Origin of the sequence: Luteibacter sp. dw_328, assembly GCF_018449605.1 — a bacterium.
Classification (GTDB): Bacteria; Pseudomonadota; Gammaproteobacteria; order Xanthomonadales; family Rhodanobacteraceae; genus Luteibacter.
Genome location: NZ_JAAVUW010000001.1, coordinates 835872 through 848710, shown reverse-complemented (window position 1 = coordinate 848710; position 12839 = coordinate 835872). Strand labels below are relative to the sequence as shown.

The 12839-nt window shown below is 64.8% G+C and carries 1 protein-coding gene (only partly in view); it reads left to right on the top strand.

The features are described 5' to 3' along the window. Positions 1 to 12839, top strand: partial view of a non-ribosomal peptide synthetase gene (locus HB634_RS03690; protein ID WP_213947589.1) — the end only. The gene continues 19204 nt to the left of window position 1, outside the view; only the last 12839 of its 32043 coding nucleotides appear in the window; its start codon lies off the left edge, out of view; the stop codon is at positions 12837 to 12839.

The window sequence follows — 12839 nt, the reverse complement described above, 5'->3', positions numbered from 1 at the left end:
TTTTCGTTTGCTTCTCGTCCATCGCCGCTGTGCTGGGCAGCCTGGGCCAGGCCGACTACGCGGCCGCCAATGGCTTCATGGACGCCTTCGCCCATCACCGTGCCGGGCGCGTCATGGCGGGACATCGCCAGGGACATACCTTGTCGATCAACTGGCCTCTGTGGGACGAAGGCGGCATGCACGTGGACACGGCGACGCGCGCGATGCTGCAGCAACAGTCGGGGATGCACGCGATGGCCTCGGACGAGGGCATCCGCGCGCTCGCACACGTCTTTGCGGCAGGTACGAACCAGGCGCTCGTGGTCGCCGGAGACGCGGCACACCTCCGCATGACGATGCAGGGCACGGCATCGGCATCGGCATCGGCGGCGGCGGCGCCACTCGCATCCCCACTTGCGACGGCCGCCACCCTCGGGGCGTCGCTCAAGGGTGAACTCGTGACCCTGGTCTCGGGGCTGATCAAGGTCAAGCCGGAGGACCTGGATGGTGGAACGACGTTCAGCGAGTTCGGCTTCGACTCGGTCTCGCTGACCGAGTTCAGCAACGCGTTGAACCTGCGCTACCAGCTGAGGCTGGCACCGACGATCTTCTTCGAGCATCCCACGCTCGACGGACTGGCTGACCATCTGCTGCGCGAACACAGCGATAGCCTGGCCGCGCGTTTCGCTGTTACCGAGCCGGTCACGGTGGTGTCGAGCGCTGCGCCCACGACGTCGATGCACGAGCTTCCGGGCCGCGTCGCCAACGAACCGGTCGCGATCATCGGCATGAGCGGGCAGTTCCCGCAAGCCAGGGACCTTGCTGCGTTCTGGGACAACCTGCGCGAAGGCAGGGATTGCATCAGTGAAATCCCGCCCGATCGCTGGGATCGGAGCGAGACGAAGATCGCCTGGGGCGGCTTCATCGATGGCGTCGATGAATTCGATCCGCTGTTCTTCGGTATATCGCCGAAGGAAGCCGAGCTGATGGATCCCCAGCAGCGACTGATGATGATCCATGTCTGGAAGGCGCTCGAAGACGCCGGTTACGCGGGGCCGGCCCTATCCGGCAGCGACACGTCCATCTTTGTCGGTACCGGCGCGACCGGTTACGGCACCCTGGTCCATCGTGCCGGGATGGGTGGCGAAGCGTATGCGTCGACGGGCGGCGTGCCGTCGGTCGGTCCCAACCGCATCAGCTATCTGTTCGACTGGCACGGCGCGAGCGAGCCGGTGGAAACGGCATGCTCCAGTTCGCTGGTTGCGCTGAGGCGAGGCGTCATGGCGTTACAAAACGGTGACTCGTCGATAGCCATCGTTGGTGGCGTCAACACCATCGTGACGCCGGAGCCGCACATCAGCTTCAACAAGGCCGGCATGCTCTGTGACGACGGCCGCTGCAAGACCTTCTCCAGTGAAGCCAATGGCTACGTGCGCGGCGAAGGTGCGGCCATGCTCGTGCTGAAGCGTTTGAGTGACGCCGAGCGTGACGGTGACCACATCCACGGCGTGATCCGTGGCGTCGCGGAGAACCATGGCGGCCACGCCAATTCGCTGACTGCGCCGAACCCGAAAGCCCAGGCGGCGGTGGTCAGGAAGGCGCATGAGCAGGCGGGCATCGATCCGCGCACGGTGACCTACATCGAGGCGCATGGCACTGGCACGCCATTGGGCGATCCCGTGGAGATCAATGGACTGAAGGCTGCGTTCCAGGCGCTCTATGCAAACACGCAAGGACCCGCGCTGGGCTTGCCCCACTGCGGCATCGGCTCGGTCAAGACGAATATCGGTCACCTGGAACTGGCGGCGGGGATGGCGGGCGTGATCAAGGTGTTGCTGCAGATGCGGCACCGCACCCTGGTCAGGAGCCTGCATAGCGAAAGCCTCAACCCCTATATCGACCTCGCCGACAGCCCGTTCTACGTGCTGCAGGAAACACGCGAATGGACCGTGCCGCTCGACGGGCAGGGTCATGGGTTGCCACGACGCGCAGGCGTGAGCTCGTTCGGCTTCGGCGGCGTGAATGCGCACGTCGTCCTCGAGGAGTACGTCCCGCGCGCGGTGGCGGCACCCGTGATCGGCGGTCCGGCGATCGTGCTTCTTTCGGCGCGTAATCAGACCCGGCTGCGAGAGCAGGTGCAAGCGCTTCTCGCGTTTGTATCGTCGGCACGCACGGCGGAGTGCATCCAACTGCACGACCTCGCCTATACGCTTCAGGTGGGCCGTGAACCCATGGAAGTCCGGGTGGGCATGATCGTCAGTTCGATGAGCGAACTGCGCGACACGCTGGCCTTGATCGCTTCGGGCAACGCGGTGCAGCCGCGAGCCGTCCGGGATCGGCTGGACGAGGTACTGGATCTCTGGCTCAACGGCGGCACGTCCGACTGGCAGACGCTTTACGGCACGACCCGACCGCGCCGTGTGAGCCTTCCGACCTATCCTTTCGCCCGCGACCGTTACTGGATCGATACGCCGTTGCCGGCATCCGCGCCATCGAACGGTGAACGCGCTGTTTACCTGATGCCCGCATGGGACGTCGTCGAGCCGCCGCTCGAGCCCAGTGTGTCGATGACGAGCGAACGGCTGGTCATCCTCGGCGGCACGTTCACGGAACACGAGGCATTGCGCGATCTCTTCCCGACGTCGGCGATGCTCACCTTGCCGAGGGAAGCGGGGATAGCGGATATCCAGCGTGAACTCAGCGCGCTCGGGCCCATCGATCATCTGGTGTGGATACCGGACGGCGGACAACACGGCATCAGCCACGACGACGATGACCTCATCGCCGGACAGCAGCACGGCGTCGTGCTTGGCTTCCGTCTGGTCAAGGCATTGATCGCGCTCGGCCTGGATACGCTACCGCTGACATGGACGGTCGTGACCCGCCAGGTCCAGGCAGTTCATCGGGGCGATCCGGTGCGGGCGGAGCACGCCGGTGTGCACGGCTTCATCGGCTCGATGGCCAAGGAGTTCCCGCGCTGGCGGTGCCGGTTGGTCGACCTGCCGCTCGACGGATCGTGGCCCGTCGAGGCGATGTTCCGCCTGCCTTGCGACAGCCGCGGTAACGCCTTGGCATGGCGTTCGGGTCAATGGTTCCGACCCACCTTGTTGCCTGTCGACCTGGCGTCGACCGACGGGATGGCTCCTGTCTATCGACAAGGGGGCGTCTACGTCGTCGTCGGTGGTGCGGGTGGTATCGGTCAGGTGTGGAGCGAATACATGATTCGCACGCACGGGGCGAATATCGTCTGGATCGGTCGGCGTGCGCGTGACGAGGCTATCGAGACCGCGCAGTCGCGACTGGGCGCTTTCGGTCCGACGCCGCTCTATATCCGCGCCGATGCGACGGATCGCCTTGCGCTGGAGCGTGCCCGTGATGAGGTCCTGGCACGTTTCCCGAGCATCCACGGTGTCGTGCATGCCGCCATCGATCTGCTCGACAAAAGCCTGGTCCAGATGGATGAAGACCGTTTGCGGGCGGGCCTGGTGGCCAAGGTGGATGTGAGCGTGCGGCTGTCGCAGGTGTTCGGCGGACTGCCCCTGGATTTCCTGTTGTTCTTCTCGTCGATGCTCAGCTTCATCAAGGCCGCCGGCCAAAGCAACTACGCCGCCGGCTGCACGTTCGAAGATGCGTACGCGCTGCAGTTGACGGCACGGCTGCCGTACCCGGTGAAGGTTATCAACTGGGGTTACTGGGGCGACGTGGGTGCCGTCGCTTCACCGGTGTATCGCGAACGCATGGCGAAGCAAGGCGTCGCCTCCATCGGCGCCAGGGAGGGCATGCGGGCCATCGAAAACCTGCTCCGCGCGCCGGTGCCGCAGCTGGGATTTCTCAAGCTCCTGTCGACGGATACGCCGAACGGCGTGCACGACCTGATCGGTCACGCGAGCGTGCGTATGGACACGGCCGGCTTCCCATCGCTCGCGGCTGTCGTGGCCCATCAGCCGTCAAGGACGTCCTTGTCGGTCGATACGGCACGGCTGGCCCGGGACAAACGGGACATCGACCGACTGTCGCTGGCCATTCTTCGCGGCGAACTGCAGGCGCTTGGCCTGACCGACGGAAGCGGTACCCCGGATTTATATCCCGGCTACGCGCGGTGGCTTGCCTTCAGCCTCACCTGGCTCGCCGCTTCGGGGGACGAGGACCGTGCTTACAGCACGCCTTCCGCGGACCAGGCCTGGGCCGAGTGGAACGAACGCAAGGCGACATGGACGGAGATCGGCAACGTAAGGCGGGCGCAGGTCACCCTGGTCGACACCATGCTGCGGGCGCTGCCGGCGATTCTGCGTGGCCGCGTGCCGGCCACCAGCGTGATGTTCCCGGACTCGTCCATGCACCTGGTGGAGGGTATCTACCAGGGCAACGCCGTCGCGGATCATTTCAATGACGCGCTCGGCGACAGCGTGCTCGCCTTTGTCGGCGCACGGATTCAGCAGGATCCGAAAGCGCGAATCCGTATGCTCGAGATCGGTGCCGGAACGGGGGGGACGAGTGCACGCATCATGGCGCGACTTGCGCCCTATGCGGCGCACGTGGAGGAGTATTGCTACACGGATCTGTCGCGTGCCTTCCTGCTCCATGCCGAGGGCAAGTATGGCCCGCAATTCCCCTACCTGACCTACCAGTTGCTGGATATCGGCAGGCCGTTGAACGGACAGGCCGTGGAAGCGGGCGGCTACGACCTGGTCATCGCCACCAACGTGCTCCATGCGACGCGGGACATTCGCGAGAGCCTTCGCAACGCCAAGGCCATCCTGCGCAGCAACGGCTTGCTCATGCTCAACGAACTGAGCAGCTGCGAGCTATGGGCACACCTGACGTTCGGCTTGCTGGATGGATGGTGGTTGTACGAAGACGAAGCCTTGCGGATACCGGGCTGCCCGAGCCTGTCGCCGTCGCGTTGGCAATCGGTGTTGCGCGAGGAGGGATTCCGGCACGTGACGTTCCCGGCCGCGTCAGCGCATGAGTTGGGGCAGCAGGTGATTGTGGCGGAGAGTGATGGGGTGGTTTTGCAGCGGGGGGTGGAGGCGTCGTCGGTAGAGGGTGAGGCGTCGGTGTCGGCGGTGGATGGGATCCCGGGGGAGGGTGAGGCGGGGGGTTCGCCGATGAATCGGCTCCTACAGGAGCGGGTGGTGGGGCGGCTTAAGGGGGTGATCGGGCGGGCGTTGAAGATGCCGTTGGATGGTATCGACGCCGGTGTCGGTTTCGAGCGGTACGGCATCGATTCGATTCTCGTGCTTGAGTTGACCAACACCTTGCGTGCTGCGTTCGGGGAGATCGGCGCGGAGGAGGCGGTCACGACGACGTTGTTCTTCGAACACCCGACCATCGATGCGCTCGCGGCGCATTTCGTCGCCAGCGAATCCGCCGCCATGCTGCGCTGGGTCGGGCTGGACCAGGCGGTGGCGCCGCCGGCACGCCATCCCTTGCTACATCGCCATACGTCGAACGCCTCCGGCCACCGCTTCAGCAGCGCGTTTCAGGGTGGGGAATTCTTCCTCGCCGATCACCAGGTCGGCGGCAGGCACGTACTGCCGGGGGTCGCACAACTCGAGATGGCGCTGGTCGGTGCCCGCGAAGCGCTGCCGTCGGAGCGCTGGCTGACGCTGTGCGACGTCGTGTGGGCGCGCCCCGTGGTGGCGACATCGTCGGGTGTTCACGTGCAGCTGTCCCTGCGCCCCGGTGCCGATGGAACGATGCACTACGAGATGCTCGGCGACTCGTCGGGCCCCGCAGCCGTCTACGGACGCGGTACGGTCGTCATGAGCGCGGGGGCCAACCCGTCCGATGCCGTCACGCCGCAGCACGAATTGGGAGCCATTCGCGCCCAATGTGTCATGGCGCATCTCGATGCGGCGCAATGCTATGCCGTGTTCGAACGGAAGGGACTGCGGTACGGCCCCGCGTTCCGTGGGCTGACGGACATCTACATCGGTGACGGCGTGGTGCTCGCAAAGATCGAGTTGCCTTCCTCGGTCGCGTCGACGTTGTCCCGGTACGTGCTGCATCCCAGCCTGCTCGACGCGGCGTTGCAGGCATCGCTAGGCCTGCAAATGGCAACGACTGGCGTGGACGATATCGCGCTGGCCTTGCCGTTCGCACTGAAGAAACTCGAAGTGCTGTCGCCTTGCACGAGCCACATGTGGGCGATCGTGCGCTATAGCGCCGGGACGGGCGCGGGCGACGCCGTACAGAAACTCGATATCGACCTGTGTGACCAGACCGGTGCGGTCTGCGTCCGCCTCCACCAATTCAGCTTGCGCGTCTTTCATCCCAAGCCGACTCATGGACCGACTACTGACCGGACGACTTCTGATATGACCGATCTCACGGGCACCCTCGCTGACAAGCCGTTGCGTGAAAAAAGCATCCTGCAGTTCCGAAAGCTGGTGAGTCGGGTGCTTACGCTGCCCCTCGACGCTATCCAGGCAAACATCGGCTTCGACGAATACGGTATCGACTCCATCCTCGTGATGGAGATGACCAACGGCCTTCGCGAGGTGTTCGGGCATGACAGCGTCAGCACGACGCTGTTCTTCGAGCACCGTGATATCGACAGTCTGGTCGACCATTTCATCGGCACCGATGCCGGGGCGCTGATGCGCTGGACGGGGATGGAACCTGTCGCCGCCCCACCGCCGGTACAGCGCGACGTCCCCGCCGTTGTCCGGGTCTCCGCCACGGTTGCCAGTGCACCCGTTGTCGCGGCTACGTTCGAGGTGGCGATTGTTGGCCTTTCGGGACGGTATCCCGGCGCGGCCGACGTGAACCAGTTCTGGGAGAATCTGGTCGAGGGTCGCCACTCCGTTTCTGAGGTGCCGACCGAGCGCTGGGACCATAGCCGGTTCTTCGATGAACAGAAGAACCAGCCCGGCAAAACGTACACCAGGTGGGCCGGCCTGCTCGACGACGTGGACCGCTTCGATCGCCTCTTCTTCAACATCACCCCGCGCGAAGCGCAACTGATGAGCCCGCAGGAACGCGTGTTCATGCAGGAGGTGCATGCGAGTATCGAAGATGCCGGCTACACGCCGGTCAACCTGGCCCGAACCCGAAAGATCGGCCTCTTCGTCGGTGTCACCAACGAACACTACGCCACGGGCGCGCGGTTCTGGTCGGTGGCCAACCGCATTTCCTGGATGAGCAACTTCCAGGGCCCCAGCCTGGCCGTGGATACCGCCTGCTCGTCGTCCCTCACGGCCATGCATCTGGCGATCGAAAGCCTCCGCAGCGGCGATAGTGAGGTTGCCGTGGCCGGCGGCGTGAACCTGATCGTCGCGCCGACCCAACTCATCGACCTCGCGTCGATGAACATGCTTTCCGGTGATGACCGGTGCAAGTCGTTTGCGGCTGACGGCGATGGTTTCGTGGACAGCGAGGCCGTGGGCGCCATGGTGCTGAAACCCCTGCATCGCGCCGTGGCCGATGGCGATCACATCTACGGCGTCATAAAGGGTAGCGCGATCAATTCGGGGGGCAAGACCAACAGTTACATGGTGCCCAGTCCGCATCTGCAGGCGCAGTTGGTGACGGACGCCCTCCAGCGTGCGGGTGTCGATGCGCGCTCGGTCAGTTACATCGAAGCGCAGGGCACCGGCAGCAGCCTTGGCGATCCGATCGAGATCGCCGGGCTGTCGAGGGCCTTCCGCCACTGGACCCAGGACAAGCAGTTCTGCGCGATCGGCTCAGCCAAGTCGAACGTCGGGCACAGTGAAAGTGCCAGCGGATTCGTCGGCGTCAGCAAGGTCCTGATGCAGATGAAGCACCAGACCCTGGCGCCCAGCCTGCATGCGGCCACGACCAATCCGAACATTCGCTTCGCCGACACACCTTTCTTCGTGCAACAGGCACGTACGCCGTGGCAACGGCCCACCATGGACGTCGATGGCCAGCGGCGCGAGTTCCCGCGGATTGCCGGGATCTCGTCCTTCGGCGCCGGCGGTGCGAATGCCCATGTAGTGATCGAAGAGTACATAGCGCCGGCGCACACCGAGGCAAGTGCGAAGCAGGCTGGCCATGGCGCGGGCATGATCGTGCTCTCGGCCCGCACGCCAGCGACGTTGCAGGCGCGGGTCGAGCAGCTATTGGCGACGATCGCGCCGGAACGCGTCGCGAGTGACCTCACCCTGGCCCGCGTGGCCTACACGTTGCAGGTGGGCCGCGAGGCGATGGAGGAGCGCCTGGCACTGCGGGTCGATTCGCTCGACGACCTTCGGCTGAAACTCGCTTCGGTGGCAGAGGGCCATCTGGACATCGAAGATGTCTACCGTGGGCAGGCCAGGCGCAATGCGTTCTCAGTGCTTTCGGACGACGAGGACATGCAGGTCGCGGTCCAGGCGTGGGTCGCCAAGGGCAAGTTCGGCAAGCTGCTCGATCTATGGGTCAAGGGCTTCGCATTCGACTGGAGCGCGCTGTACAACGCCGGACATCCGCACCGTGTCAGCTTGCCCACGTATCCGTTCGCGGGTGAACGCTACTGGACCGACGTCAGATACCCGGATCTCATCGCGACGGTTCCGGAGGCGCGCTCGCTTGGCGCTGCGACCGAAAACGTCGACGCCGACCAGGTACAGGTCATGGCCCGGATATGGCAGGACCTGCTCGGACGCCCCGCGGTGGCTCCCGACGACGATTTCTTCGAACTCGGTGGTCATTCGCTGTTGGCCACCCAGCTGGTCGCCCGCCTGCGTGCCGAGTTCGGCGTGGATGTGCCGGTGAACGTGGTCTTCGAGGCGCCCACGGTGACCTCACTGTTGGAGAGGATGAGGTCGATCGAGCGCGCACCGGATACGGCGCCCGAGCAGGCAAGGCCGGCGGCATCGGAACCGCTTGAGCAGGACGCGGCGTATCCGCTCTCGTTCGCGCAGCAGCGCCTCTGGTTCCTGGACCAACTGGAAGGGCAGAGCCCGACCTATAACATTCCGGCGGCCGTGCGCTTGAAAGGCCGTTTGGATGTCGACGCGCTGCAAGGCGCGCTCAACGATGTGGTGGCCCGTCACGACGCCCTGCGCGCGACGTTCGACAGTGTGGAGGGCACGCCGCTGCAGACGATCGCGTCGCACCTGGACGTGATGCTTGTCCTGCACGACCTGCGTGCCCTGGCGCCGACCGAGCGGGATGTGAAAACGCGATGGCTGATGCTCGACGAAGCGCGCACGCCTTTCGATCTGCAACGGGGGCCCCTCGTCCGCGGCAGCCTGCTGCAACTGGGCGACGGAGAACACCTGCTGCTCCTTACCATGCACCACATCGTGTCCGACGGCTGGTCGATGGGCATTTTCGTGAAGGAGCTCGGCAGGCTGTACGCGGCGCGCGCCCTGGGGGCACCACCGTCTCTGTCCGAGCTACCCATGCGTTACGTCGATTTCGCAAGCTGGCAGAGGCAGTGGCTCCGCGGTGACGTGCTGGATCGGCAGCTCGACTACTGGAAGCGACAGCTGGCCGGTAGCCCGACCCTGCTGACCTTGCCCACGGATCGACCGCGGCCGCCCATGCAGGGACAGGATGGCGCCGCGCTGGCCTACGCCATCCCACCGGAGCTTGCCGCGCGCTTGCAGCTGCTGAGCCGGAAGACGCAGAGCACCTTGTTCATGACGCTCTGCGCGGCGTTCAATGTTTTCCTGTCGCGCTACTCAGGCCAAAGCGATATCTGCGTCGGTACACCGATCGCCAATCGCAACCGCAGCGAGATCGAGGACCTGATCGGTCTTTTCGTCAACACCCTGGTACTACGCACCCGGGTGGATCTCGGTCGCGGGTTCACCGACCTGCTCAAACAGGTACGCACGAACACGCTCGATGCCTATACGCATCAGGATGTGCAGTTCGAGCAGCTGGTCGGTGCGGTGCAGCCGGAGCGCCACACCAGCTACTCGCCGTTGTTCCAGGTCATGCTGGTGCTGCAGAACGCACCGATGAACCTGGCGCTTCCCGGCTTGCAGCTCGAACTCGTGCCGCACGAATGCGTTTCGGCCAAGTTCGACCTCACGCTCACCCTGACCGAAGACAAGCAGGGCCTGCACGGAACGTTCGAGTACAACACCGACCTGTTCGATGCCAGCACGATCAAACGCATGGCCGGGCATTTCACCCAGCTGCTGCAGTCGATCGTCGACCAGCCCGAGCGCGCCGTGGGCGAACTGACCATGCTGGGTGACGCGGAGTACCAGCAACTCGTCCACGGCTTCAACGACACCGCGACAACCTACCCGAACGTGACGCCGGACACGCAGACACTCCACCAGCTGTTCGAGGTGCAGGTGGCCCGAGACCCGGCCCGGATTGCCGTGGTCTACGAGGGCGCGTCCCTGACCTACGCGGAACTCAATGCACGGGCCAACCAGCTGGCCCGTCACCTGCGATCACTGGGCGTCGGACCGGACGTGCTGGTGGGTCTGTGCACCGAGCGCTCACTGGAGATGATCGTCGGGCTCTATGGCATCCTGAAAGCGGGCGGTGCCTACGTGCCGCTGGACCCCACGTATCCGACGGACCGCCTGGCCACGATCGTCCTCGATGCGCGCCCTGCGGTGGTCCTTACACAACACCACCTGCTCGGCATCGCGCCGGTCGTGGCCGGCGTTCCGGTGTTCTCCCTCGACAGCGATGCGGACGCACTGAACGCCTACGACGCCAGCAACCCCGGTCATGCCACGCTGCCGTCCAACCTGGCCTACGTGATCTACACCTCCGGTTCGACCGGCAAGCCGAAGGGCGTGGGCATCGACCAGCAAGGCATCGTCAACCGCTTGCAATGGATGCAGGAAGCCTATCCGTTGACATCGGCGGATCGGGTACTGCAGAAGACACCCTTCAGCTTCGACGTATCGGTCTGGGAGTTCTTCTGGCCGCTGATCGAAGGCGCGACGCTGGTGGTGGCAAAGCCGGCCGGGCACCAGGATGTGGCCTACCTTGCGGGCCTGATCGACGCCCAGGGCATCACCACCGCGCATTTCGTGCCGCCTATGCTGGACGTATTCCTCAACGAGCTGGAACCGGACAGCGGTCGCTCGTTGCGGCAGGTGATGTGCAGCGGGCAGGCACTGCCCATGGAACTTCAGCATCGCTTTTTTGCTACCTGGGACCACGTGGCCTTGCACAACCTCTATGGGCCGACCGAAGCCTCGGTGGACGTAACGTACTGGCCGTGCAGCAAGGACAGCGCGCTGAACTGCGTGCCGATCGGCATGCCGATCGCGAATATCCAGATCCACATCCTCGACGAGTCGTTCAACCCGGTGCCCGTCGGTGTGGTCGGGCACCTGTATATCGCCGGCATCGGTCTCGCGCGCGGCTATATCAATCGCCCCGAACTGACCGCGCAGACCTTCATCCCCAATCCGTTCAGCGCCACGCCGGGTGCGCGGATGTACCTCTCGGGTGATCTCGCGCGCTATCTGCCGGACGGCACGATCGAGTACCTGGGTCGCAGCGATCATCAGGTCAAGATCCGCGGCCTGCGCATCGAACTGGGCGAGATCGAGTCGACGCTCGCCGCGCTTTCGTCCGTGCGGGACGTCGTGGTGCTGGCCCGTCCGGACGAGCGGGGCGTGGCTCGCCTGGTCGCCTATCTCGTTCCCCACGACGGGCAGGTCGTACCGCAGCCGGCGGCCCTGCGCATCGCCCTTTTGAAGACGCTTCCCGACTACATGGTGCCGGAGTATTTCGTCGTCCTGGACACGATGCCACTGACCAGCAATGGCAAGGTCGATCGCAAGGCCCTGCCGGCGCCGGAGGTGATGCATGACGACACAGGCTATGTCGCGCCGGCCACACCGACAGAGACGGCCATTGCGGCCGTCTGGGCCGAGGTCCTGAAGGTGGACAGGGTGGGAGTGACCGATGACTTCTTCGAGCTCGGCGGGCACTCACTGCTGGCGACGCAACTCGTCTCGCAGTTGCGCAAGCGCAGCGTTACGGATCTGGAGCTGCGCGATCTGTTCTCGTATCCGACCCTCGGCGCCCTGGCTGCCTTCGTCGATTCGAGCAAGACATCCGACCTGCACCCGAACCTCGTACCGATACGTCCCAGCGGAAAGGCGAATCCGCTATTCCTGATCCATGCCATCGGCGGCGGCGTGCAATACGCTTTCGACCTCGCCCAGCACCTGGACGCCGACCAGCCGGTATACGCCCTGGCAGCCACGGGACTCGCCGAAGGCGAGACGCCGTATTCGAGCATGGCCGAACTGGCAACGGTGTACCTGGACGCCATTCGCCAGGTGCAGCCCTCGGGGCCGTATTACCTGGCCGGTTGGTCGCTCGGCGGCATGATCGCGTACGAGATCGCCCACCGCCTGCTCAGCTCGGGTAAGGCGGTTCACTTCGTAGGGATGATCGATACCAGCAGTCCCGCCATGCGCGCTCGGCTCCTGGCCGAACATCCGATCACGTCCGATGAATGCCGGGCGCTACTGACCTGGATCACCGATGTGAATCACGTGGCGGATGCACGGCTGCACCCGGCCTTCGGCGAGTTGATGGATCTGGCGCGACAGGGCGATATCGACGCCATGCTTGCCGTGTGCAAGCGCGAGGCGCTCATACCCAGTCATCTCGATGCCGGACAGGTCGCACGCACGCTGGCTCTCTATCGGGCCAGCGCCAGGGCGGCCGACGACTATCGGGCGCTGCCGGCCAAAGCCCCGGTGACATTCTTCGCCGCCGATCGCGGTGAAGGCGACGACCTGACACTGGGCTGGAACGATCTGCTCGGCAAGCATCTGCGCGTGTCGCGCATCGGTGGCAGCCATCTGTCCATCGTGAGGCCGCCTTACATCGAAAAACTGGCGCGGGACATCGCGGGCAGGCTGCATAGCCACGCCCCGAAAATCGAACTCTCGTCCGTCAACCAGTGA